The 21822-nt window shown below is 63.6% G+C and carries 24 protein-coding genes and 1 riboswitch; of the genes, 14 read left to right on the top strand and 10 right to left on the bottom strand.

Going from position 1 to position 21822, the window contains the following annotated elements; all coding sequences use genetic code 11:
• Window positions 1–125 precede the first annotated feature (125 nt).
• Window positions 126–1268, bottom strand: a complete 1143-nt coding sequence (locus ACN9MU_RS29850; protein ID WP_426319484.1) for an MFS transporter — start codon at window positions 1266–1268, stop codon at window positions 126–128.
• A gap of 95 nt (window positions 1269–1363) precedes the next feature.
• Here ACN9MU_RS29850 and ACN9MU_RS29845 point away from each other — a divergent pair, with 95 nt between their 5' ends.
• Window positions 1364–2317, top strand: a complete 954-nt coding sequence (locus ACN9MU_RS29845; RefSeq protein ID WP_426319483.1) for a hypothetical protein — start codon at window positions 1364–1366, stop codon at window positions 2315–2317.
• Window positions 2318–2321: 4 nt separating this feature from the next.
• On the opposite strand, the gene ACN9MU_RS29840 is transcribed toward ACN9MU_RS29845, so the two are convergent.
• From ACN9MU_RS29840 to ACN9MU_RS29830, 3 genes are read right to left on the bottom strand one after another with little or no spacing between them, the layout of a single operon-like run.
• Entirely contained in the window at window positions 2322–2582 is a 261-nt protein-coding gene (locus ACN9MU_RS29840; RefSeq protein WP_426165578.1) for a YkgJ family cysteine cluster protein, read from the bottom strand.
• A gap of 14 nt (window positions 2583–2596) precedes the next feature.
• Window positions 2597–2839: a YkgJ family cysteine cluster protein gene (locus tag ACN9MU_RS29835; RefSeq protein WP_426172329.1), complete on the bottom strand. Its 243-nt coding sequence runs from the start codon at window positions 2837–2839 to the stop codon at window positions 2597–2599.
• A 39-nt stretch (window positions 2840–2878) separates the two neighbouring features.
• On the bottom strand, window positions 2879–3184 hold the full coding sequence (locus ACN9MU_RS29830) for a hypothetical protein (protein ID WP_426165576.1): 306 nt from the start codon (window positions 3182–3184) through the stop codon (window positions 2879–2881).
• A 150-nt stretch (window positions 3185–3334) separates the two neighbouring features.
• Window positions 3335–3551, top strand: a riboswitch (cobalamin riboswitch).
• 40 nt (window positions 3552–3591) lie between these two features.
• On the opposite strand from ACN9MU_RS29830, the gene ACN9MU_RS29825 reads away from it, so the two are divergent.
• From ACN9MU_RS29825 to ACN9MU_RS29815, 3 genes are read left to right on the top strand one after another with little or no spacing between them, the layout of a single operon-like run.
• On the top strand, window positions 3592–8106 hold the full coding sequence (locus ACN9MU_RS29825; protein WP_426343863.1) for a cobaltochelatase subunit CobN: 4515 nt from the start codon (window positions 3592–3594) through the stop codon (window positions 8104–8106).
• Window positions 8103–8546: a MotA/TolQ/ExbB proton channel family protein gene (locus ACN9MU_RS29820; RefSeq protein WP_426319481.1), complete on the top strand. Its 444-nt coding sequence runs from the start codon at window positions 8103–8105 to the stop codon at window positions 8544–8546. Before ACN9MU_RS29825 ends, ACN9MU_RS29820 begins: the two co-directional genes overlap by 4 nt.
• Window positions 8543–8902 (top strand): hypothetical protein, encoded by a 360-nt coding sequence (locus ACN9MU_RS29815; protein ID WP_426319480.1) that lies wholly within the window; start codon window positions 8543–8545, stop codon window positions 8900–8902. Before ACN9MU_RS29820 ends, ACN9MU_RS29815 begins: the two co-directional genes overlap by 4 nt.
• Here ACN9MU_RS29815 and ACN9MU_RS29810 read toward each other — a convergent pair.
• Window positions 8899–9615: a FadR/GntR family transcriptional regulator gene (locus tag ACN9MU_RS29810; protein ID WP_426319479.1), complete on the bottom strand. Its 717-nt coding sequence runs from the start codon at window positions 9613–9615 to the stop codon at window positions 8899–8901. The two genes, ACN9MU_RS29815 and ACN9MU_RS29810, sit on opposite strands and share 4 nt — an antisense overlap.
• Window positions 9616–9681: 66 nt before the next feature.
• Between ACN9MU_RS29810 and lhpH the strand changes: the two genes are divergently transcribed.
• The 3 genes from lhpH to ACN9MU_RS29795 all read left to right on the top strand — a co-directional run bounded on the left by lhpH (window position 9682) and on the right by ACN9MU_RS29795 (window position 12613).
• Window positions 9682–10692 carry a trans-3-hydroxy-L-proline dehydratase gene (gene lhpH, locus ACN9MU_RS29805; protein WP_426319478.1) on the top strand — a complete coding sequence of 337 codons (1011 nt, stop codon included), beginning with the start codon at window positions 9682–9684 and terminating at the stop codon, window positions 10690–10692.
• A gap of 4 nt (window positions 10693–10696) precedes the next feature.
• Window positions 10697–11611 carry a delta(1)-pyrroline-2-carboxylate reductase family protein gene (locus tag ACN9MU_RS29800; RefSeq protein WP_426319477.1) on the top strand — a complete coding sequence of 305 codons (915 nt, stop codon included), beginning with the start codon at window positions 10697–10699 and terminating at the stop codon, window positions 11609–11611.
• Window positions 11612–11704: 93 nt separating this feature from the next.
• Entirely contained in the window at window positions 11705–12613 is a 909-nt protein-coding gene (locus tag ACN9MU_RS29795) for a M28 family peptidase (RefSeq protein WP_426319476.1), read from the top strand.
• Here ACN9MU_RS29795 and ACN9MU_RS29790 read toward each other — a convergent pair.
• Window positions 12610–13341 (bottom strand): substrate-binding periplasmic protein, encoded by a 732-nt coding sequence (locus ACN9MU_RS29790; protein ID WP_426319475.1) that lies wholly within the window; start codon window positions 13339–13341, stop codon window positions 12610–12612. The two genes, ACN9MU_RS29795 and ACN9MU_RS29790, sit on opposite strands and share 4 nt — an antisense overlap.
• Between ACN9MU_RS29790 and ACN9MU_RS29785 the strand changes: the two genes are divergently transcribed.
• From ACN9MU_RS29785 to ACN9MU_RS29760, 6 genes are all read left to right on the top strand, one after another.
• The gene (locus ACN9MU_RS29785) at window positions 13340–13795 is read left to right on the top strand and encodes a hypothetical protein (RefSeq protein ID WP_426319474.1); all 456 of its coding nucleotides are present in this window, start codon (window positions 13340–13342) and stop codon (window positions 13793–13795) included. The two genes, ACN9MU_RS29790 and ACN9MU_RS29785, sit on opposite strands and share 2 nt — an antisense overlap.
• Before the next feature lie 96 nt (window positions 13796–13891).
• Window positions 13892–14815 carry an STM4504/CBY_0614 family protein gene (locus ACN9MU_RS29780; protein ID WP_426319473.1) on the top strand — a complete coding sequence of 308 codons (924 nt, stop codon included), beginning with the start codon at window positions 13892–13894 and terminating at the stop codon, window positions 14813–14815.
• 215 nt (window positions 14816–15030) lie between these two features.
• Entirely contained in the window at window positions 15031–15681 is a 651-nt protein-coding gene (locus ACN9MU_RS29775; protein WP_426319472.1) for a TetR/AcrR family transcriptional regulator, read from the top strand.
• Between the two features lie 143 nt (window positions 15682–15824).
• Window positions 15825–16478, top strand: coding sequence for a protein-L-isoaspartate O-methyltransferase family protein (locus ACN9MU_RS29770; protein ID WP_426319471.1), 654 nt, complete (start codon window positions 15825–15827; stop codon window positions 16476–16478).
• A gap of 9 nt (window positions 16479–16487) precedes the next feature.
• Window positions 16488–16811 carry a rhodanese-like domain-containing protein gene (locus ACN9MU_RS29765; protein ID WP_426319470.1) on the top strand — a complete coding sequence of 108 codons (324 nt, stop codon included), beginning with the start codon at window positions 16488–16490 and terminating at the stop codon, window positions 16809–16811.
• Window positions 16812–16854: 43 nt separating this feature from the next.
• Window positions 16855–18162, top strand: a complete 1308-nt coding sequence (locus ACN9MU_RS29760; protein WP_426319469.1) for a TolC family outer membrane protein — start codon at window positions 16855–16857, stop codon at window positions 18160–18162.
• A 48-nt stretch (window positions 18163–18210) separates the two neighbouring features.
• On the opposite strand, the gene gloA is transcribed toward ACN9MU_RS29760, so the two are convergent.
• From gloA to ACN9MU_RS29745, 3 genes are read right to left on the bottom strand one after another with little or no spacing between them, the layout of a single operon-like run.
• A complete protein-coding gene (gloA, locus tag ACN9MU_RS29755; protein WP_082565302.1) occupies window positions 18211–18621 on the bottom strand; it encodes a lactoylglutathione lyase in 411 nt (136 codons plus the stop codon).
• Window positions 18622–18633: 12 nt separating this feature from the next.
• Window positions 18634–19935: a PQQ-dependent sugar dehydrogenase gene (locus ACN9MU_RS29750; RefSeq protein ID WP_426319468.1), complete on the bottom strand. Its 1302-nt coding sequence runs from the start codon at window positions 19933–19935 to the stop codon at window positions 18634–18636.
• 8 nt (window positions 19936–19943) lie between these two features.
• Window positions 19944–20204, bottom strand: coding sequence for a hypothetical protein (locus ACN9MU_RS29745; RefSeq protein ID WP_426319467.1), 261 nt, complete (start codon window positions 20202–20204; stop codon window positions 19944–19946).
• Window positions 20205–20293: 89 nt separating this feature from the next.
• On the opposite strand from ACN9MU_RS29745, the gene ACN9MU_RS29740 reads away from it, so the two are divergent.
• Complete coding sequence (locus tag ACN9MU_RS29740; RefSeq protein ID WP_426319466.1) at window positions 20294–21175, top strand: DUF3667 domain-containing protein; 882 nt, start codon at window positions 20294–20296, stop codon at window positions 21173–21175.
• On the opposite strand, the gene ACN9MU_RS29735 is transcribed toward ACN9MU_RS29740, so the two are convergent.
• On the bottom strand, window positions 21159–21815 hold the full coding sequence (locus ACN9MU_RS29735; protein ID WP_426323875.1) for an alpha/beta fold hydrolase: 657 nt from the start codon (window positions 21813–21815) through the stop codon (window positions 21159–21161). The two genes, ACN9MU_RS29740 and ACN9MU_RS29735, sit on opposite strands and share 17 nt — an antisense overlap.
• Window positions 21816–21822 lie beyond the last annotated feature (7 nt).

Below are 21822 nucleotides of genomic sequence, written 5' to 3'. Positions count from 1 at the left end.
GTAAGTGTGTCGGTAGGCGAACGCGGGCGGGATGCTGCGCGGGCACGAAGCTTACCATGAGCGCGGCCCACCGATGCACTTGAGTCAAGGGTAGCGCCCTTGCCAAGGCGCCGGTTTGCGCTGCGTCAGGAGTGAACGCGTACCAGGCGGCTGCTGGCGGCGACCAGCAACAAGGCGCCGCCGAGGACGGCAAACGCCAGCTCCAGGCTGGTCAGGTGGGCCATGAAGCCGATCAGGGCTGGGCCGGCCAGGACGCCGGCGTAGCCGATGGTGGTGATGGCGGCGATCGCCAGGCTGGCGGGCATGGTGCGCTGGTTGCCGGCGGCAGTGAACAGGATGGGCACGATATTCGAAGCGCCCAGGCCGACCAGCACGAAGCCGGCCAGGGCCGCGGCCGGCGAAGGCGAGGCGACTGCCGTGAAGAAGCCGGCGGCGGCGCACAGGCCGCCCGCCAGCAGCACGCGGCGCCCGCCGAAACGGCGCACCACGCGGTCGCCCGTCAGGCGGCCGACGGTCATGGCGACGGCAAAGGCGGCATAACCGAGGCCGGCGCGGCCTTCCTGCAGGCCGCGTTCGGCGGTCAGGAACACGGCGCTCCAGTCCAGCATCGCGCCTTCGGCCAGGAAGACGATGAAGCACAGGACGCCGATAAAGATCACGGCGCCGTGCGGCATGACGAAGGTTGGCGTACTGCCGTCGCGCGCTTCCGGCTCGTGCAGCAAGTCGGGACTGGCGCGCCACAGCAGGATGGCGCTCACGGCGACGATAGCCAGGCACGCGCCCAGCGGGCCGCTGCCAAGCCACAGCAACAGGGCCATGCCGCCGGCGCCGGCGAAGCCGCCAAGGCTGAACATGCCGTGGAAACCGGACATCAGCGCGCCGCCGCTGGCCTTTTCGACAATCACCGCCTGCACGTTCATCGCCACGTCCATGGTGCCGAGCGAGGCGCCGAACACAAACAGCGCCAGGCCAAGCAGCAGCGGGGTTGGCGCCAGCGCCAGGGCCGGCAGCGACAGGCAGACCACCAGCGCCGACCACAGCACCACCTTGCGGCAGCCAAAGCGCGCCGCCAGCGCGCCGGTCAGCGGCATCGCCAGCAGCGAGCCCAGGCCGAGGCAAAGCAGCAGCAACCCAAGCGGGCCTTCCGCCAGTTGCAGGCGCTCCTTCGCGTACGGCACCAGCGGCGCCCAGGCAGACATGGCAAGGCCCGCAGTCAGGAAAGCCAGGCGGGTGGACAGGCGGTGGCGGTGGTCGATGGTTTGGTTCATGGCTGAAGATTCTAGCATGGAACCGTTTCCATTATGGTCCTTGAGCGTTGGCAGTCGATTATGATGTGCACTGCTCTTATCGCAAGGAACGAGGTATGGATCGGTTTCTGTGGACGCCTGGGAACGGGATTGACACGCTGGCCTTAGGCCGCTTGCGGGCGCATTTTCCAAAGCCGGCCGCTCCGATGGGCGAGGCCTGGTTCATGGGGGCCGAAAGGCGAATGTTCAGTGACTTGCTGGGAAACCTGGACGAGATTGCAGTGCGCGAACTGCAGGAATGTTTTGCTGAAATCGCCAGCGGTACCCGGTCATTCGGTCCGATGGAGGAATGGAAAACCTGGTACCACTACCTGCTTGCGGCGCTCCTGCCGCGCAGCCATGAGGCATGTTTTTCCTACCTGCTGGAATCGTTGATGACTGGGTTTATGGCCATTTACCCGAACGGCGTCTCTCGGGAGCCATACGAAGGCTTTCGGGAAGATGTGCTGCTAACCCTGGGACGGTGCATGATGGATGGCATGTGCTGGAACGGCACCGACATCGCTATCGGGAATATTCTGCGTCAATCAAACGACAACCCGAACCGTGTCTGGCTCTGGTGGGATGCCAGTGGAGATTTCTCCGCTTCGATGTTCTTCTGCCTGAAATATCTGCCTGAGTCTTTAGTCGAGCCTTGGCTGCGTTCCGTGTTCGATATCCCCTCACCGCACTGGCGCGCGCAGGTCGTCGTCTGGCTGGTTGGTGCGCATGGGATCCTGAACGACACAATGCGGTGGCCATCTGAATTTTCGCTGGAAGCCCGACCATACATCGGTTGGGAATGGAGTCATTGTCTCGAGGCCCGGCTGACGGTTGTAGACGACAGCGGCGCGCCGCCGGTAGCGGCGCTTGTCCCTGAGGCTGCCCGAACGGCAACGCTGGACGTGGTTCGATCGTACTTCAGCGAAGATCGATTCCTGGAATGGGTCACTTGCATTGCGACTGTTCCATATCTGGAAGCGGAACTGGCTGAAATTCCTTCGACATTCGCAACGCTCTACGTTCGCTAGCGGCTCACGGACAGGTTTCGCGTTCCAGCACCGCGAGCCACGTCATCGCCTGTTCCCGACTCTCGCCGCACATTTCGGCCGAAGGCTGCAGGCCGCCGCAGAAGGCCGGGCGTTCCGGCTTGCCGAAGATCTTGCAACGGTTATCGTCGCCCAATTGGACGCAGCGCACCCCGGCCGGTTTGCCGTTCGGCATTCCGGGAATCGGGGACGTAATCGAGGGCGCCGTGCAGCAGGCGCCACAGGCTGGGCGGCATTGGAAACTCATGGTGGGCCAGTATTTTACAGCTTCGGCCAACCCAGCCAGCGCATGGCCTGCTCGCGCGACTCGCCGCACACTGCTTCGTCGGCCCTGAATTCCACGCACACGAGGGGGCGTTCGGGCAAGCCATACAGCTTGCAGCGCATGTGTGAATCGAGCTGGATGCAGGGCACGCCTGCCGGTTTGCCTTCAGGCATGCCGGGAATCGGGCTGGAGATCGCGGGCGCCGTACAGCAGGCGCCGCATTGTGGACGGCACGGGATCGGGGTGCGGTTCACAGCCGTGCGGGCGGCTTTGCCTTGCTAATGGATAACGTGGTGCGTGCGGCCGCCGAAGGCCTTGAGGGCGTCGGACAGCGACACTTCAATCTGTCCCAGGTGGGCGTCAGCCAGCACCCAGGGCTCGCCGTCCGCGGCATGGCGCTTGGCCACTTCACGTTCGACCATGGCCGCCATGCGCTCATGCAGCACTTGCTGGTAGCGCGGCGAATCCGGATTCCCAGCCTGGGCACGGGCATACATATCGGCCCCTTCCCAGAGTTCCTGGATGCGCTCATCCGCAAGTCCGGAGGCGGCTGCCAGGACTTGTAATGTTGTCTTGTTATGCATTTTTACTCTCCCAGACACGTTCTTTGACGCGTACTTAGCAGTAAATACCTAATTCTCACGAATTACCAATCATTTCTAAGAAGTGGATCTTTATAACAACAGTCGTTGCTCTTCTGGCTAGATTGTTGGCCAAGTGCAGTCTGTTAGAATGACGCACGTTATGTGATTGGTGCCTTCCTGCAAGCCTGCCGGGAGGTGAAACGGGAAGCCGGTGCCGCGCGGGATAGCCATCTTGCGCCAGTCCGGCGCAGCCCCCGCTGCTGTAAGCCGGACGAAGCTGACCAACGCCACTGTGCATCGCACGGGAAGGCCAGGCCAGCGGAGGAAGAAGGCGAGCCAGAAGACCGGCCGGTCACTTTTGATTGTGCGAAGCCCGGGGTGTGGTTTTGCGTGCTCGGAATCCTGCTGTGCCTACCACTACCTTTGCCCGGACCATTACGGTCCTGCTATGTGCGTTCGCTTGCGCGCGTGCCAACGCCGCCGTGCTGTTTGCCATCGTGACCGAACGCGCTGCGCCTGTCGCCATCGAGGCGGCCCATCGCCACCTGGCCGGCCATCCCCAGGACCGTATCGTGTTGCGCACGCCCGCGCAATGGATGGCGGCCGACGACAAGCAAGCCGCCCAGTGGCTGGCGCAGGCGGACAGCATCCTGGCCGTATCGCTGTTCGGCGACCCGGCCCGGCGCCTGAAGGAATTCTTGCCGCGCCATGCCCGCCCGCAGGCCAGCGTGCTGGCCATGAATGGCGAGGCCACGCTTAGCCTGCTGTCGCGCGGACGGCAGGGCAGCTTGCAGGGCTTTTCGCCTGAAACGCTGCGCCAGCTCTCGACCGAGCAGCCGCCGGAAGCGGCACTGCAGGCAGCCAGGGCGCGACCGGCGGCAGGCCAGTGGCTGGCTGCGCGCCAGGTCTGGCAGGCCGGTGGCCGCGACAACACGGCAGCGCTGCTTGCGCACCTGCTCGACCCCTCGCGCGCCCTGGCCGAGCCGCAGCCGGAACCGACGCTGCGCCTGCGCGCCGGCCAGCGCGAACTGCACGACGCGGCGGCATGGGGCAGGGCGGCGCAGCTAGGCCTGCAGGCGCGTCCTACCGTGGTAGTGCTGGACCTGTCGAACATGGATGGCACGGTGCCCGATGCCGTCTGCAAGCAAGTCGAACGCATTGGCCAGCAATGCGTGCAGGTGCTGCCGCGCTGGGGCGGCGCCTCGCGCGAGGCGCTTGAGCGCTTGCCGGAACTGATTGCGCCTGCCGTGCCGGCCGCCATGGTGGTGCTGCAGGACTTTGTGGTGGGCGCCGCCGAAGGGCGCGAAGCCGTCAGCGAGGCATTCAAGAAGCTCGATATCCCGCTGTTCAAGGCGATCCGGCTGTCCGACCGCACCGCCATGCAATGGCGCTTGTCGCCGGACGGCTTGCCGCCTGATTCGGTGCAGTACCGCGTGGCGCTACCCGAGCTGCAGGGCATCGGCCAGCCCATCGTGGTGGCGGCACTGGGCGAGCCGCAGCGCGACAAGCTGACCGGCATCGAGAATCGCCCGCCGGTAGTACTGGCGGCGGAAGCGGAGCGCCTGGCTGCGCGCGTCGAGCGCTGGCTGGCCTTGCGCGCCAAATCCAACCGCGACAAGCGCGTGGCGCTGGTGTACTACAATCACCCGCCGGGCCGCCAGAACATCGGCGCCGACAACCTTGATGTGCCGGCTTCGCTGTTCGACATGCTGCACGCCCTGAAGGACGCCGGCTACACGGTCGGCGAATTGCCGGCCACGCCGGAAGCGCTGCTTGACCGCATCATGGCGCACGGCGTCAACCTGCCTGAGGACCGCGGCGCCTTGCGTGAACTGGCGGGCTCCGTGAACAGCGTCAGCGCCGCCGATTATGCGAAGTGGTTCGCGACGCTGTCGCCGCGCGTGCAGGGAGAAATGACCAGCGGCCTGCTGGGCCGCTTGCACGCCGACGTGCTGGAAGCGGAAGCTGCCGGCGAACGGGCACTCGGCCGCAAGCAGGCGGAAGTCGTGATCAAGGAACTGCAGCACCTGGTGGAGGGCGCCGATCATCCGCAGCGCGAGGCGGCGATCCGCGACCTGGCTGCGCTGTCCGATGGCTATGCGGGCTGCCTGCAGGCGAAGGCGCCGCGCCGCTGCGCTGCGCTGGAGCCGCTGCGACGCCGGGTCGCGTCCTACGGCATCGAGGGCTTGAAGGGCTGGGGGCCTGCACCGGGCAAGATCATGGTCGACAGCGGCAAGCTGCTGGTGCCGGGCATCCAGTTCGGCAACGTGTTCATCGGACCACAGCCGCCGCGCGGCTGGGAAGTGGACGAAGAGCTGCTGCATGCGAATACCAGCGTGCCGCCCCCGCACCAGTACCTGGCCTTCTACCACTGGCTGCGCGACCGCTTCAAGGCCGATGCGCTGGTGCATATCGGCCGCCACTCGACCTATGAGTTCTTGCCGGGGAAGGCGGTCGGACTTTCGGCCGACGACTTTCCCAGCCTGATCGCGGGCGACCTGCCCGGCATCTATCCCTATATCGTGGACGGCGTCGGCGAAGGCACGCAGGCCAAGCGGCGCGGCCTGGCGGTGATGGTTGACCACCTGACGCCGCCGCTGGCGTCCACGCCGCTGTACGACGAACTGCTGTCGCTGCGCCAGATTGTGGAGAGCTACGAGGCAGCCAGCTCCGACACGCTGAAGGCCAAGGCGGCGCAGCTGATGCGCGAGCGCGTTGTGGCCCTGAACCTGAAGGCGGAACTGGAAGCGTCGATGGCCGACGTGCTGGCCGTGCGCGGCATCGGCTTCGACGCGGCCGACGACGACCTGCTGGCGCACGAAGTGGGCCACTACCTGACAAAGCTGCAGGAAAAGTTCATGCCGCACGGCCTGCACATCTTCGGGCGTCCGTGGAAGCGGGACTCCATCGACCTGATGCTGGAATCGATGAAGAAGGGCGGCATCGACGATCCTGAGGTTGCGCGCAAGCTGGCTGCGTCGCCGCTCAATGAAATGCGCGCGCTGCTGGCGGGCCTGGATGGCCGCTTCATCGAACCGGGCAAGGGCAACGATCCCCTGCGCTCGCCGGAAGCGCTGCCGACCGGCCGCAATTTCCATGCGGTCGATGGCGATATCCTGCCGACCAGAATCGGCTACCAGATGGGCTCCAGCCTGGCGGCCAAGGCTGCGGCGCGTGAGCATTCCGATGCGGGCAGCGAAGGCATCCTGCTGTGGGCATCCGATGCGGTGCGCGATGAAGGCGTGATGGTGGCGTTCGCGCTGGCGATGATGGGCGCCGAGCCGGTATGGAATGCGCGCGGCATCGTCAACGATGTGCGGCTGGTGCCGGGCGCAGTGCGGCGCGATGCGCTGGTGACCACGTCCGGCCTGTTTCGCGACCTGTACCCGAACCTGATTCGCCTGATCGACCGCGCCGGTCGAATGTCATTGGCCGCCTCCGCTGCGGGCATCGCCGAGCAGGAGCCTGCATTGCGCGAGGCACTGGAAGCTGCGCTGGCGCCGCTGGGCAGCAGCGCAGGCGCCGGCAGCGGCAGCACCGGCGCCAGTGCCAGCGCTGCATGGGGCCGCGAGCCGACAGCGAACAACCGCGTGGCGCGTGAATGGCTGGTGCGCGTGCGCGCGCTGCAAGCGGGCGGCATGCCGCTGGCCGATGCCGGCCGCGCCGCCGCCCAGCGCATCTTCGGTGACGCTCCTGGCGCTTACGGCGCCGGCGTCAACCGCCTAACCGAGCGTTCCGGCGCCTGGCGCGAGCGCGACGAGATCGGCAAGGCTTACCGCAACCGCATGGGGCACGCCTACGGCCTCGATGCGAGCGGCGAGGCAAACCATGCCGCCTTTGACGTGGCGTTGGACGGCATCACGCGCACCTACCACGGCCGCGCCAGCAACCTGTACGGCCTGCTCGATAACAATGACGCCTTCGATTACCTGGGCGGCCTGTCGCTGGCCGTCGAGAGCCGCACCGGCCGCGTGCCGGAAGCGCTGATCCTGCAGCACGCACAGCCGGGGCGCGCCGACGTTGAGCCGCTGGCTTCCGCCATGCTGGGCGAACTGCGCGGCCGCTTCCTCAACCCGGCGTGGATCAAGCCCCTGATGGGGCATGGTTATGCCGGCGCCCGCACCATGGGGCAGGAGTTCCTGGAGAACCTGTGGGGCTGGCAGGTCACGCGGCCGGACCTGGTGAAGAACTGGGCCTGGGATGAAGTGAAGTCGGTCTACTTCGACGATGCGCATAAGCTCGGCCTGCCGCAATTCCTCGGCCAGCGCCACAACGCGCACGCCAAGGCGCATATGCTGGCAATCTTCATGGTGGCGGCCGAGAAGGGTTACTGGAAAACCGACGATGCCACCGTCAAGAAAATGGGCGGCGAACTGGCCCGCCTGGTTGCCAGCAACGGCTTGCCGGGCAGCGGCCACACTGCACCTGACCACCCGATGTGGCAATGGCTGTCGCCGCAGCTCGATCCGGCCGACGCGCAAGCTTTGGCCAGCACCCTCGCCAAGGCGCGCGGCGATGCGCTGGCTGCCGAGGCGTACGCCACTGCCGTTCCGGCCGGCGCCAACGCTGCCGCCGGCGCGCAACCCGGCTCTGCGCCAGCCATCGCCGCTGCCTCGCAAGCGGAAGCCGCGTCCGAGGCAGCTGCGCGCAACAGCGCTGCGCCCGACGCAGCCCGCCCGGCGCAGCAACGGCGCACCACGCACGACGCCGCCGAAATGGGCGCCGTTGCGCGCGCAAACGCCCAGTCGGCGCAGCCGCGTGCCTACGAGTTGCGCGATCTTGCCGAACCCACGCAATCCCCCGCCGAGCGCGCCATGCACCTGCTTGCCCTGTTGGCCGCCCTGGCCGCCGGCCTGGCCCTGTTTGCGCTGGGCGTACATCGCGGCATCCAGACACCCATCCTCAAAGGAGCACATCAATGATCGACAACCAAACCTACGCCTGGCTGCACGACGGCGTCAGCTACCTCCTCGCGCCGGCGCTGCTGGCCCTCCTCGTCGCGTGCGCCATTGCGGTAGTGGAAGCAGGCATCGCCGCCGGCGAACGTTTCAGCGGATTGAAAAAGCTCCGCGCAGCCGGCAACGCCGCCCACATCCAGGCCCTTGCCCGCCATCGCCTTGAGCGCGCCGACCTGCTGGCCCGCATCCCCCCGATGCTGGGCCTGATGGCCACCATCATCCCCCTTGGCCCAGGCCTGGCAGCCCTTGGACAGGGCAACCCCGCACAACTAGCCAGCGCCGTCACCGTCGCATTCGACGCCACGGTTCTCGGACTGGTTGCCGGCATTGCCGGCCTGGTGATCGGCAAGCTGCGCCGCCGCTGGTACGAAGAAACGCTCGACGCCATGGAGCACGCGGCATGAGGGACCAGCCCCAAGCTCCCGGCAATGCCGCCGTCCCGGCCCGCAAGCGCCTGCGCCTGTACCGCCACCTGGACTCCCGCTTCGACGACAGCGACGAAGACCCGCGCGCGAGCCTGGTCAACCTGGTCGACGTGATGCTGGTGTTCGCCTGCGGCCTGATCGCAGCCATCGCCGGCAGCCAGGGCGCGCTCCAGCACAAGCCGGTGGAGAAGGGCCGTCAGATCGAGCGCCCCGCCGACGGCGTGACGCAAGCCGGCAGCGGCTACGACCGCGTCGGCGAAGTATTCCGCGACCCAAAGACCGGCCAACTGGTGCTGATCGAGCCCGCAAAGACCGAAGCGGCTCCACGCCCTTAAGCGTAGGTGAGGATGTCCTTCTGCACGCGTTCCAGGTGCTGGCGCACATAAAAGCGCGCCGCCTCCTGGTTGCCGCTGGCGATGGCTTCGTAGATTAGGCGGTGTTCGTAGACGTACAGGCGGGCGCGGGCCGGATCGTGGATGCCGGTATCGCGCAGTTGGCGCCATAGCGGCTCATCGACCGCGCCCGCGACGACGCCGGCGATGGCGATCATGACCGGGTTGCCGCTCATCGCGGCAATGCGCTGGTGGAACTGGCGGTCGAGTTCATTCCATTGCTGGCGCGCCCCGGCATCGGCCCAGTCGCTGATGGCCTCCATCTGGTCCAGCAAAGCTTCCATTTCCCGATCGCGCTTGCCCACTGCCGCCGCGAATTCGGCGATCAGCGGTTCGATGGCCAGGCGCGCGGCCAAGGTTGCGCTTGGGCTGGTATCGGCCGCCAGCGGCGCGCCTGCCGCGCGGATCGCGTCCAGCGCACCCGGCTGCACATAGGTGCCGGAATTGGGCCGGGTTTCGAGGATGCCGCGGTTGACCAGCGCCGCAATCGCCTCGCGCACCGTGGCGCGGCCAACGCCCAGCGCTAGCGAAAGGCTGCGTTCCGCCGGCAGGCGCGTACCCGTTGCATATTCCCCGGCCAGCACCATGCCCTGGAGGCGGTCGGCGACGATCTCGTACAGTTGCGGCGCCTGCAGGGCGGAAGCGAGTTTGTTCATTTTGGTCTTTTTAATAATCCAATGTGGTTATAATCTGAACCAATTTTACCAAGCCTGCTGCCAACCATGCTGACCTTTTCCCGTACGATCCACACTATCGACGCCCACACCGGCGGCGAACCGCTGCGCATCCTGATGAATGGCTTGCCCGCCATTCCCGGCGCGACCATCCTCGAGAAAAGGGCGTGGTTGAAGGAGCACCGCGACGATCTGCGGCGCTTCCTGATGAATGAACCGCGCGGCCATGCCGACATGTACGGCGCCTACCTGCTGCCGCCTGTCACGGCAGACGCGGATTTCGGCGTCATCTTCATCCACAACGAAGGCTATAGCGATATGTGCGGCCACGGCATCATCGCCCTTGGCAAGGTGCTGGTGGAAATGGGGCACGTCGAGCGCCAAAGCCCGGTCACCCGCATTGGTTTCGACACGCCGGCCGGCTTCATCGAAGCGCGCGTGGCATGGGACGGCCAGCGGGCAGGGGAGGTGACCTTCAGGAATGTGCCGGCCTTCATCCTGGCGCGCGACCTCGAAGTGGAAACGCCGGGCTTCGGCCGCATCGCCGGCGACATCGTGTTCGGCGGCGCTTTCTACTACTACATCAACGGCGCGCAAGCGGGCCTGGAAGTGCGGCCGGAACAGGTGCGCGCGCTGATCCAGCTCGGCGCGGAAACCAAGGCGGCCGTCATCGCCAGGGCGCGCATTCGCCATCCCCTCGAGCCGGGCCTGGACCAGCTGTACGGCACCATCATCGACGGCGCGCCGAACCGTCCCGGCGTGGACCAGTCGAACGTCTGCATCTTTGCCGACCGCGAGGTGGACCGCTCGCCCACTGGCACCGGCACCTCCGGCCGCGCGGCTCAGTTGTTCCTGCGCGGCCAACTGCCGCTGGGACAGCCCTATGTGAACGGCAGCATCGTCGGCAGCGCCTTCACCGTGCGCGTAACCGAAAAAGTGAAAGTGGGCGAGTTCGACGGCGCTATTACCGAAGTCACAGGCAGCGCCCATATCAGTGGCTTCAACCAATGGGTGCTGGAAGACGCCGACCCGTTCCCGACCGGTTTCTTCTTCCGCTGACGCCATGCAGATTTTCGATCCCGCGCAAACCGCCCAGGCTTTGCCCTACGACCGCCTGGTCGACGCACTGGCCCAGGCCGCCAGGGAACTGGCCGCAGGCATCATCAAGGCACCGGAACGATTGGCGGTCGGGATCGATGCGGACAGCACGCTGCTCTGCATGCCTGCCGTTGCCCCCGATCTTGGCGTCACCAAGCTGGTTACCGTCCATACCGATAATGCGCGGCACGGATTGCCGGCGATCCAGGGCGAAGTGGTGGTGTTCGATTCCGCGACTGGAAAGCGCCTGGCGCTCCTCGACGGCCCAACGGTCACGCAGCGCCGCACTGCGGCCATGTCCCTGCTTGGCATCCGCACGCTGGCGCCGCGCAAGCCCGTAACGGTGCTGCTGATCGGCACCGGCGCGCAGGCAGCGGCACACGCCGAGGCACTGGCCGACTACTTCGGCGTGGCAGAACTGCATGTCGCCGGCAGCAGCATGGCGAAAGCGATGCAGTTTGCCGCCGTGCTGCGCGCCCGCCATCCCGGCGTGAACATCGTGCCGGTCGGCGAGGGCGAGTTGGCGCAGCATGCCGCAGCGGCCGACGTGGTCATTGCACTGACCACCTCGCGGCAACCGGTCGTTCCCGCTGCGTTACCGCCCCATACACTTGCTATCGGCGTAGGCGCATTTCGCCCTGGCATGGCTGAACTGCCGCCTGAATTGCTGCATGCCCGCCAGGTTGTGGTGGACGACCTGGCCGGTGCGCGGCACGAAGCCGGCGACCTGCTGCAAGCGGCCATCGCCTGGGATCGGGTGCTGCCGATTGCCGATATCCTCGCCGGCGCCGCGCCGCACGGGCCGCTGGCTCCGGTCTTTAAAACGGTCGGCCAGGCCGCTTGGGATCTGGCGGCAGCACGGGTAGTATGTGCGATTTGATAACAAGGCACAGGAATGGGTTTTTTGCAGTCCTTCACAAGTAGCTCCCGCCGCCTCATTGTTACGTCAGCAGTCATCTGCGCGGGGATATTGATGTTGACCGTATTGCTCTGCCAGCCCATGGTGGCCTCGGTGCCATCCACGCCTCCCTCTGTCGATCCTGCCCGGCTCGAGGCACACGTGAAAAAACTGAGCGTCGATTTTTACCCGCGCTCTTTCGATCACGCCGCAAACCTGGAACGTACCGCGTCCTACATCGAAGAGCAATTCAAGGAAGCTGGTGCGCAGGTATCTATCCAGGACGTGATCGTCGACAAAGCACGGTACAAGAACGTCGTCGCCCGCTTTGGTCCCGAGCGCGGGCGCCTGCTGGTGATTGGCGCGCACTACGACAGCCACGGCGGCACACCGGGCGCCGACGACAATGCCAGTGGCATCGCTGGCTTGCTGGAACTGGCGCACTTGCTGGGGAAATCCGCACCAGGCCGCCCGGTCGAACTGGTGGCATATACCCTGGAAGAGCCGCCACACTTCCGCTCGCCCCACATGGGTAGCGTGTGGCATGCCCGCGCGCTGAAAGCAGAGGGGCGTGATGTGGAGTTGATGCTCTCGCTGGAGATGATCGGTTACTTTAGCGACAGTCCGGGAAGCCAGGCGTACCCGCTGTCCGCGATGAAGCTTGCCTATCCGGATCGCGGCCATTTCATCGCCCTGGTGGGACAATTCGGCGACTTTGGCCTTAGCCGCTCAGTGAAGGCGGCAATGTCGGGAGCGTCGGACTTGCCGGTCTATTCGCTTAACGCGCCAGCCTTTGTGCAGGGCGTCGATTTTTCCGACCATCGCAGTTATTGGGCGCAAGGCTTCCCGGCGCTGATGGTGACCGACACGGCATTCATGCGCAATCGGAACTACCACCGCGCCGGCGATACGTTCGACAAGCTCGATTACAAGCGCATGGCGATGGTCGTGCAGTCGGTCTACGCGGTGTTTGGCCGGGACTAAAGAGTTACGCCGTACTTGGCGTAGATTCTGGCGATGGCGCCCGAGCGCTTCATTGCCAGGATGGCTTCATCCAGTTCCGGCAACAAGGCTTTCTTGTTGGGGTGGATGCGCATCGATACATCAAACGAGCCCAGAACGTCGCCGAGGACGAACTCCCGGTACTTGGGCACCAGGAGCATGTTGTATTGCGCGACCGCCTTGTTGATCAAGATCTGGTCCATCCGCCCGGCAGAGAGCATGGCCATGAGCTGCGCTTCGCTCACGGCGTCCGAGCGATGCACGAGGCCACTGTCAAACAGTTCGCGCAAGTCCGGGTAGGTGTAGCCCCTGACCAATCCGATCGTCCTGCCACTCAGGTCTCTTGGCGTGCTGATTCGAAAGTGCTTGCCCGGGGCGAACACGAGCACGTCAACCACCTTCCCGAACGGCACTGAAAACTGGCCAGGAACCCGTTGCTTCTTTACCCAGCCGGGGAAGACACCAGGTTCGAGGTCGATCTGCCCCAGGTCGAACTCTTGGGCAAGCCGCGCGTAGGGAAAGTACCGGATCTGGAAGCGATGGCCGGTAATTTTGCTCAGCTCGTCCAGGATTTCCTGATAAATGCCCGCCTGCTCGCTTTCGATCATCATCGGCGGGTAATTGTAGAAGCCGACCCTGAGCGTGTCGGCGTGCGCGTCCGCACACCAGGCGGCGAACACAAAGCATGTCGCGTAAAAAAGGCGTCCCATGGTTGTTCCCGGCAAGGCGGAGTGGGGTTTGCATTCACTATTACGCCGCTGTAAATCCAAGTCAAGCAGTGATCTCGGAAGCTTCATTCTTGACTACCGAAACGAGAGTGCGAAGTTCACGGCCCGCGGTTGCCGGCATCCGGTCATCCTCTTGGTGGACAATGACAGCGGCGTTGCGACAATCTACAGCATCCCCAAACAGATAACTAAGAGCAAGGTGACAGGGCATGAGCCCTCCGTTCATATCGCGGCCCATCTTTATTTGCCCGCGACGCTGGTTATCGCGGGCGCGGCGGAGTCACTGATCGGAATTTTTTACTGTTCGACCAATTCGATTGTCGTCCGTGGAAAGACGTTTGATCTTAAGCTTGATGAGGAGACTGAGAAGCACTACTGGAAAGTAGTTTTTTGCGCAAAAGGTTGTGAAGGCCCCGGCGGAAAAGATCGACTTTAAAAGGTTCAATCCGATACTATCAAATATCGTTTCAGTAATCGTTGCCCACGCGAAGAAATTCGTCGGGTCCTAATAAGATTCAAGAGAGAGGAAAAAATGGGAGTCTTCGATTTATTTTCAAAGCGACAAAAGCGTGCAAGGGGGGAAATTCCCGATGTGTATGTCTACGATGACTTACCACAACCGTTGCGTGTTCAGATCGTGCACATCGTGAGGGACGCGTTTGGAGTCGATAGCTATGGTTCGAACCATGTGGAGGAAGCCTATAAATTCGTTAAACAGACACTATGCCGTGAGTACGGGCAGTTCGAGCTCGTAAAAAATCCAAGATCAGATCAAGATTCGGTTTTCAATTTCTTTTTGCAGGAAGAATCGATTGAACGCTCTCTTGATGTGGTGGAATTATGCTTCAAATTTATCCACTTTCACATAGCTGAAGACCAAACATATAATTATCACACGATGCGCAAGGTCGCGCCGGGTGATGCAATTTCAGAATTGAATGCTCGTTTCAAGGAACACGGAGTTGGGTATCAATTCGAGTCCGGCGAGATTATTCGTGTTGACTCTCAATTCCTACATGCTGAGGCTGTTAAGCCAACGCTGGTGATTCTCAGGGATAAGAATTTTAAAGGGGCTAACGAAGAGTTCTTGAAAGCTCATGAACACTATCGACACGCACGCTATAAAGAGTGCCTTGTGGACGCGCTGAAAGCGTTCGAAAGCACTATGAAAACAATTTGCATTTTGCGCAAGTGGCCAACTCAGCCAACGGATACCGCGAAGAACTTGATCGCAACCTGTCTCAGCAATGGTTTGTTTCCAGCCTACTTCGATTCACAGTTCACTTCAATCCGTGGTCTTCTGGAAAGCGGCGTCCCAACCGTACGAAATAAAAACGGCGGCCACGGCCAAGGTGCTGCACCTATAGCCGTTCCTGAATACTTGGCTCGATATGCATTAAACCTCACGGCAACAACCATCCTTTTTATGGTCGAGGCGCATCAGACTACAAAGTAACATCTTCATGACCGAGAATGGAGCGTACTCGGTCGATCCCTTTCGTTGGGCCTAAACTCAAGTGTGATCTCGCGGGGCAGCAACTTATTGCCAACGCAAGTAGATGTGACGCCAGCGCAAGCGGATGCGTCGTCCAACGCTGAAACTTGACGCCGGCGGGCGCGGGAACTAAGATAACTGACTCATGAGTAAGTTACTGAAACGCAACTTTAAGTATGCAAGACCCGACTGATACCAAGCCCCGCTGGGAACGGCGCAAGGACGCGCGTCCGCAGGAATTGCTGGCCGCCGCGCTGGAGCTGTTCGTCGATCGCGGCTTTGCCGCCACCCGCCTGGAAGACGTGGCGCGCGCCGCCGGCGTCTCCAAGGGCACGCTCTATCTATATTTCGAGAACAAGCAGGAACTGTTCAAGGCCGTGGTGCGCGAGACCATCGTGCAGACTATCGGCCAGGCCGAAACCGATGCCGCCGCCGCCCGCGACATGCCCAGCGACGAGCTGCTGCGCCAGATGCTGCGCACCTGGTGGACCAAGGTCGGCGCCACCAAGGCCGCCGGGCTGGCCAAGCTGATGATGGCCGAATCGGGCAATTTCCCCGAACTGGCCCTGTTCTATAACGAAGAAGTCATCGAGCGCGGCAGCGCGCTGCTGACCCGCATCCTGGAACGCGGCGTGGCACGCGGCGAATTCCGGCCGCTCGACCCGGTCATGATGACCAACGTCCTGGTCGCCCCGGTGCTGACGCTGATGATGTGGAAGCACAGCTTCTTCCCCTGCGAAACCCACGAGGGCATCGATGCCGACGCTTTCATGGACACCTTCCTCGGCCTCGTGCAGCAGGGCCTGGCCCCGCAAAAACCAGCTTAAATTGCCGAATTTGGTCGTTCACCCCCCCAAATCTGCAGACTGTCGCAATTTCCCGCGGTCCGTTGTCTTAATCGTTAATATGCCCACCTGACCAGACAAACGATAAAATGACGGATTATTTATCCCTCACCGAGTCAACAAAGATGAATATCGAACAAGCCCGTTTCAATATGATCGAACAGCAAATCCGTCCTTGGGACGTGCTGGATACGGACATCCTCGATCTCTTGCTGGTCGTAAAACGCGAGAATTTCGTGCCAGAAGCCTACAAGAACCTGGCTTTTGTCGACACTTTCATTCCGCTGCCGGGTGGCGAGCAGATGCTGACCCCGAAGCTGGAAGCGCGCATCGTGCAAGACGCGCAAATCAAGAAACATGAAAACGTGCTGCTGGTTGGCGCGGGCACCGGCTACCTGGCCGCGCTGCTGGCGCACCGTGCCCGCCACGTGACCGCCGTCGAAATCGCGCCCGAACTGAAGGCGCTGGCGGAAAAGAACCTGGCGGCGAACGGCATCGCCAACGTGACCGTGGAACTGGGCAATGGCGCCCAGGGCTGGGCCAACGGCGCGCCGTTCGACGTGATCGTGTTCTCCGGCTCGCTGCCGGTACTGCCGGAAGCAGTGCTGCAGCAAGTGAAGGTGGGCGGCCGCATCGTGGCCATCATCGGCGATTCGCCCGTGATGTCCGCGCACCGCATCACCCGCACCGGCGACCACGGCTACGACACCGTCAAACTGTTTGAGACCGATGTCAAGCCGCTGGACCTGGCGGTGAAACCTTCGGCGTTCACTTTCTAAGGAACGCCAATGCAGCACTTGACCGCACCGGAACTGGCAGGCTGGCTCAATGACGAGAGCCGCGCCCAGCCTTTCCTGCTGGACGTGCGCGAGAACTGGGAGTTCGAGACCTGCCATATCGCAGGCTCGACCCTGATGCCGATGCAGACCATCCCGGCCCGCATCGACGATCTCGACGAGGATGCAGAGATTGTCTGCATCTGCCACCACGGGGCGCGCAGCCTCAAGGTGGCAGCCTTCCTCGAGCATCACGGTTTCAGCAAGGTAAGCAATCTGACAGGCGGGATCCACGCCTGGGCTGTGCAGGTAGACAGCTCAATGCCGCAGTACTAGGCACGAAAACTAATCCTTTTTGACGACTCCAACGGAGATGCAAATGCAGAAACCCCTCCTCGCCGTGCTGGTATCCAGCGCCCTGTTCTCGCTGAATGCACAGGCGGCCGACCTGGTCCAGGTGTACAAACAGGCGCTGTCGAATGACGCCACTTACGCCAGCGCCCGCGCCGCACTGGCGGCTGGCCAGGAACGCACGGTGCAGGGACGTTCGCAATTGCTTCCAACCATAGGCCTTAGCGGCACCGCCATGAAAAACGACGGTGACCAGACTGACCGTATCAAAGGCCTCTCGGGCGACACGGAAAACTACAGCCACACGATGCAGCTGCAACTGACCCAGCCCCTGTTCCGCTGGGCCAACTGGGAAAACTACCAGCAGAGCAAGCTGTCGGCCGCCGCCGCGGAAGCGGTGTTTGCACAAGCGCAGCAGGACGTGATCCTGCGCGTGTCGCAGGCCTACTTCGACGTGCTGACCGCGCAGGACAACCTGACCGCGACCCAGGCGCAGAAGGCCGCCACCACCGAACAGCTGGCATCGGCCAAGCGCAACTTCGAGGTGGGCACCCAGACCATCACCGACACGCACGAGGCGCAGGCCGCGTACGACCTGGTGGTGGCGCAGGAGTTCGCCGCCCAGAACGACCTGGAGGTGAAACGCACCGCGCTGCAGCAGATCATCGGCCAGGCGCCAGGTGCTCTGGCGCCGCTGCGCACCGGCGTCACGATCGCCAGCCCGCAGCCGGCAACGCTGGAGCCTTGGGTGGGGGCTGCCGAAGAGCAGAACTACGGCGTGACCGGCGCCAAGCTGAATGTGGAAATCGCCAAGCGTGAGATCAGCAAGCAGCGGGCGGGCCATATGCCGACCCTGGACCTCGTGGCGCAGAAGTCCCGCAATTCGGTCACCGGCGCATCGCTGGCCAACAACAACGCCATCGGCGTGACCTGGAACATCCCGATCTTCAACGGCTTCGCCGTGACCAGCAAGGTGCGTGAATCGATCGCCCTGGAAGACAAGGCCCGCAACGACCTGGAGGCATCGCGCCGCCAGGCTGCGCAGACCGCGCGCCAGGCCTTCCTCGGCGTGAACAGCGGCCTGGCCCAGGTCAAGGCGCTGGAGGCGGCGGAAGTGTCGTCCAAGTCCGCGCTGGAATCGAACAAGCTGGGTTACCAGGTGGGCGTGCGCATCAATATCGACGTGCTGAATGCGCAGCGCCAGCTGTACACCACGCAGAAGGACCTGTCGAAGGCGCGCTACGACACCATCATGAATGGCCTGCGCCTGAAGTCGGCGGCCGGCTCGCTCAAGGAAGAAGACCTGGAGCCGATCAACGCCCTGCTGCAGCACTAAGCCTTTGAACGGTTGCGGCGCCAGTCAAGGCGCCGCGGCCCGTTCCCTTCAGCGCAGGCCGGCGCCCTGGCCGTCGAAGCTGCGCTCGATCAGTTCAATCTTGTAGCCATCCGGGTCGGTGACGAAGGCGATCACGGTCGTGCCGCCCTTGACCGGGCCCGGCTCGCGCGTGACGTTGCCGCCGTTGGCGCGCACGGCCTCGCAGGCCGACACGATGTCGGTTGCGGAGATCGCGATATGGCCATAGGCATTGCCCATATCGTATTTTTCGACGCCGTAGTTGTACGTGAGCTCCAGTTCCGCATGCTCCGGGTTATGCCCGTAGCCGAGGAAGGCCAGCGTGTACTTGTATTCGGGATTGTCGCTGGTGCGCAAGAGTTTCATGCCCAGCACCTTGGTGTAGAAGTCGATGGAGCGCTGCAGGTCACCAACCCGCAGCATCGTGTGTAGGATACGCATGGGTTTATTGTATCAGCGCGCCGCCGGCGTCACACGCCACACCACGTTGCCCACGTCGTCCGCCACCAGCAAGGCGCCCGCCTTGTCCACCGCCACGCCCACCGGGCGGCCCTTGGCCTTGCCGTCGCGCGTCAGGAAGCCGGACAGGAAGTCCACCGGCGGCCCGGAAGGACGCCCCTCCGCGAACGGCACGAAAGCCACCTTGTAGCCGCTGAATTGCCTGCGGTTCCAGGAGCCGTGCTGGCCGATGAAGGCGCCGCCCTGCCAGCTGGCGGGGAACAGTTTCGCATCGTAGAAAGCGAGGCCGAGGGAGGCCGTGTGCCCGCCAAGCGCGTAGTCCGGCATGATTGCTTTCGCCACCAGGTCCGGGCGCGGCTCCTTGACGCGCGTGTCGACGCGCTGGCCGTAATAGCTGTAGGGCCAGCCGTAGAACGCGCCGTCCTTCACCGACGTCAGGTAGTCCGGCACCAGGTCCTCGCCCAGTTCATCGCGCTCGTTTACCACGGTCCACAGCGCCTTGGTCCTGGGCTCCCATGCCATGCCGTTGGCGTTGCGCAGCCCGGTTGCGAACAGGCGCGATTTGCCCGTGGCGCGCTCATATTCCCAGATGGCGGCGCGGCCTTCTTCCTTGTCCATGCCGTTCTCGGCGACGTTGCTGTTCGACCCGACGGTGACGTACAGGAAGCGGCCGTCGGGGCTGGCAGTGATGTTCTTGGTCCAGTGGTGGTTGAGCGGGCCGGCCGGCAGGTCGAGCACCTTGATGCCGGCGGCGCTGATCGAGGTCGCACCCTCGGCGTAGGGGAAGCGCACCACTGCATCGGTGTTGGCGACGTACAGGTCCTTATCGACCAGTACCATGCCGAAGGGCGAGTTGAGGTCCTTGATGAAGGTGGCGCGCGTCTTGGCCATGCCGCGTTCGTCGATATCGCGCAGCAGGGTAATGCGGTTGGCCGATGGCGTGACCGAGCCGGCCTTCTTCATCTCGTGCTTCATGATCGCACCCTTGATGCCCTTGCTGTCTTCCGGCTTGGGCGGGGCGGCCGTCTCGGCGACCAGCACGTCGCCGTTGGGCAGCACGTACAGCCAGCGCGGATGTTCGAGCTCTCGTGCATAGGCGCTGACGCTGAAGCCCGAGGCGGCCACCGGCTTGTCGTCATCCTTCCAGCGCTCGACTGGCGCGACATTGATGGTTGGGATCAGCTTCTTGTTTGGCTCCGGCAGGCTTGGGTTGGGCCCCCAGCCGGCGGGGTAAGTTTGCGCCAGGGCGGCGCTGGCGGCGATGCAGGCGGCGAGGGAAAGGATGGCGGTTCGCATGGTGGGCCTCAATCGCGCTTGGTGCCGGGCAGGGGATGGGCTTTCGATTCGTTGCCTGCCTGCGGCTTTTGCAGGCCCGGCTTGCCGTGCAGGTCCGTGTCGACCAGGCCCTGCTCGATATCCTCGGCCGCCTGGCGGATCACGCTGCGGGTCTTCTGCTGCGTTTCGCCCTGAGGCGATTCGTCGCGCTCGTGCGGCAGGCGCTTGCCGCCGCTGCTGTCCACGGGCGCCTGCGTATTGACCTTGCGGTCCTTGCTGTTCGGTTCCATGGTGTCGTCCTCCTCGCTTCATGGTAGCGAAGGCCAGCGGCGGTGGTCGCCAGCTTGAACAGAAGCAATTCCGCCGGTAGCATTGCAATATGGATATCGCCACCGACAATACTTGCCGCAACTGCGGCGCCACCACTTCCGGGAATTTCTGCCATATGTGCGGGCAGGAGACCCACCTGCATCCACCAAGCTTCAGTGAATTCATGCACGAGTTCATCGGCCATTACGTTGCGCTGGAGGGGCGCCTGTGGGGCACGATCTCGCGCCTGCTGTTTCGCCCGGGGCTGCTGACCGCCGAGTACCTGGCGGGCCGCCGCAAGCGTTATGTCGAGCCGCTGCGGCTCTACCTCTCGCTCAGCATCATCTTTTTCGCTGTGCTGAAGTTCAGCGATGCCGATGTGGCGACAGTCGATCCGCGTCCGACGCCGCCGGCCGTCAAGCAGCAGGCCGAACGCGCGATTGCCGAAGTAAAGGCGAACCAGGAAGATCATCCGCCGATCGTGAACGACAAGCTGGAACTGGCGCTGCAGCAAAAGTACCCTGCCATCTATCACGCCGTCGACCGCTTCGAGAAGATGGACGACCACCAGAAGAGCGCGGTGATGCAGGCTGGGTTCTACAAATACGCGCCGTATGCGATCTTCCTGCTGATGCCAATTTTTGCGCTATGGATGAAGGTGCTCTATCTCGGCACCGGCAAGAAGTACGGTGAGCACATGCTGTTCGCGCTGCACACCAATGCGTTTGCCTTCGTGATGCTCGGCGTGTTCATCTTCCTACCCGATGGCTTCCTGAAGTTTGTAGCGTTCTGCTGGGTAGCTGGCTACCTGCCGTGGGCCATGCAGCGCGTCTATCAAAAGGGCAAGTGGGGCACGTTCTGGCGCTGGGCACTGCTTGGCGTCTTGCACGGCATATCGCTGGCGATTGCCGTTCTGGGCGTGATGGCGCTGGGGATTATCTCTGCACATTAAGCCGGACGAAGGCCGCGATTTCGCGCGCGGCCTGCGCGGGCTCCGTTTGCAGCAGAAAGTGCGGCGCGTCGAGTTCGACCACCTTGGTTGACGGCTTTATTTTTGCGACCAGTTCCGCCGCAGTTCGCGGCACCAGCCGGTCGCGCGTCGCGCGCAAATAAAGGATAGGTGCATCACAGGCCGCCAGCCGGTCGCTGACATCGACCGCCAGCACCGCGCGCATGCGCGCCCGAAGCGCAGCGGAGCTCACAAGTTCCAATGCCGCTTTGAGCGGCGCCCGCATCTGCGCACCTGCCAGCCACCTTGCCGGCAGCGCTTTCAGCGGGATAACGTTGAGTAGCGCCTTCAACACTCCCAACCGTGGCCTCGGGTTGCGCGCAAAAGTGCAGCACAACGCCAATCCTTGCAACCGGCCCGGCGCCGATGCCGCAATGGAGATTGCAATCGGCCCCGAAAACGACTCGCCCAGAAGAACATACGGTCGGTCTAGTGGAATCGCCGCCCGGGCGAATGCCTCCAGCTCTTCGTACCCGCCGCAATGGTCGCCCGGATACCGCACCACGCGCATTTCGAATTCCCCGCCGAGTGCTGCGATGAATGGCGCGAAAAGCTCGCCCGTTCCGTCCATGCCGGGCAACATGACAATG

The sequence above is a fragment of the Pseudoduganella sp. R-32 genome, from assembly GCF_049913245.1.
Lineage (GTDB): Bacteria > Pseudomonadota > Gammaproteobacteria > Burkholderiales > Burkholderiaceae_D > Rugamonas.
Note: the sequence above shows the minus strand (reverse complement) of the source record. Positions and strands in the feature narration are given on the sequence as shown.

Excerpts from the sequence above, each read along its gene's own strand:
- ACN9MU_RS29850 (WP_426319484.1), bottom strand. The coding sequence starts at position 1,268 with ATGAACCAAACCATCGACCACCGCCACCGCCTGTCCACCCGCCTGGCT.
- ACN9MU_RS29845 (WP_426319483.1), top strand. The coding sequence starts at position 1,364 with ATGGATCGGTTTCTGTGGACGCCTGGGAACGGGATTGACACGCTGGCC.
- ACN9MU_RS29840 (WP_426165578.1), bottom strand. The coding sequence starts at position 2,582 with ATGAGTTTCCAATGCCGCCCAGCCTGTGGCGCCTGCTGCACGGCGCCC.
- ACN9MU_RS29830 (WP_426165576.1), bottom strand. The coding sequence starts at position 3,184 with ATGCATAACAAGACAACATTACAAGTCCTGGCAGCCGCCTCCGGACTT.
- ACN9MU_RS29820 (WP_426319481.1), top strand. The coding sequence starts at position 8,103 with ATGATCGACAACCAAACCTACGCCTGGCTGCACGACGGCGTCAGCTAC.
- ACN9MU_RS29815 (WP_426319480.1), top strand. The coding sequence starts at position 8,543 with ATGAGGGACCAGCCCCAAGCTCCCGGCAATGCCGCCGTCCCGGCCCGC.
- ACN9MU_RS29810 (WP_426319479.1), bottom strand. The coding sequence starts at position 9,615 with ATGAACAAACTCGCTTCCGCCCTGCAGGCGCCGCAACTGTACGAGATC.
- lhpH (WP_426319478.1), top strand. The coding sequence starts at position 9,682 with ATGCTGACCTTTTCCCGTACGATCCACACTATCGACGCCCACACCGGC.
- ACN9MU_RS29800 (WP_426319477.1), top strand. The coding sequence starts at position 10,697 with ATGCAGATTTTCGATCCCGCGCAAACCGCCCAGGCTTTGCCCTACGAC.
- ACN9MU_RS29795 (WP_426319476.1), top strand. The coding sequence starts at position 11,705 with ATGTTGACCGTATTGCTCTGCCAGCCCATGGTGGCCTCGGTGCCATCC.
- ACN9MU_RS29785 (WP_426319474.1), top strand. The coding sequence starts at position 13,340 with ATGGTTGTTCCCGGCAAGGCGGAGTGGGGTTTGCATTCACTATTACGC.
- ACN9MU_RS29790 (WP_426319475.1), bottom strand. The coding sequence starts at position 13,341 with ATGGGACGCCTTTTTTACGCGACATGCTTTGTGTTCGCCGCCTGGTGT.
- ACN9MU_RS29780 (WP_426319473.1), top strand. The coding sequence starts at position 13,892 with ATGGGAGTCTTCGATTTATTTTCAAAGCGACAAAAGCGTGCAAGGGGG.
- ACN9MU_RS29775 (WP_426319472.1), top strand. The coding sequence starts at position 15,031 with ATGCAAGACCCGACTGATACCAAGCCCCGCTGGGAACGGCGCAAGGAC.
- ACN9MU_RS29770 (WP_426319471.1), top strand. The coding sequence starts at position 15,825 with ATGAATATCGAACAAGCCCGTTTCAATATGATCGAACAGCAAATCCGT.
- ACN9MU_RS29765 (WP_426319470.1), top strand. The coding sequence starts at position 16,488 with ATGCAGCACTTGACCGCACCGGAACTGGCAGGCTGGCTCAATGACGAG.
- ACN9MU_RS29760 (WP_426319469.1), top strand. The coding sequence starts at position 16,855 with ATGCAGAAACCCCTCCTCGCCGTGCTGGTATCCAGCGCCCTGTTCTCG.
- gloA (WP_082565302.1), bottom strand. The coding sequence starts at position 18,621 with ATGCGTATCCTACACACGATGCTGCGGGTTGGTGACCTGCAGCGCTCC.
- ACN9MU_RS29750 (WP_426319468.1), bottom strand. The coding sequence starts at position 19,935 with ATGCGAACCGCCATCCTTTCCCTCGCCGCCTGCATCGCCGCCAGCGCC.
- ACN9MU_RS29745 (WP_426319467.1), bottom strand. The coding sequence starts at position 20,204 with ATGGAACCGAACAGCAAGGACCGCAAGGTCAATACGCAGGCGCCCGTG.
- ACN9MU_RS29740 (WP_426319466.1), top strand. The coding sequence starts at position 20,294 with ATGGATATCGCCACCGACAATACTTGCCGCAACTGCGGCGCCACCACT.
- ACN9MU_RS29735 (WP_426323875.1), bottom strand. The coding sequence starts at position 21,815 with ATGTTGCCCGGCATGGACGGAACGGGCGAGCTTTTCGCGCCATTCATC.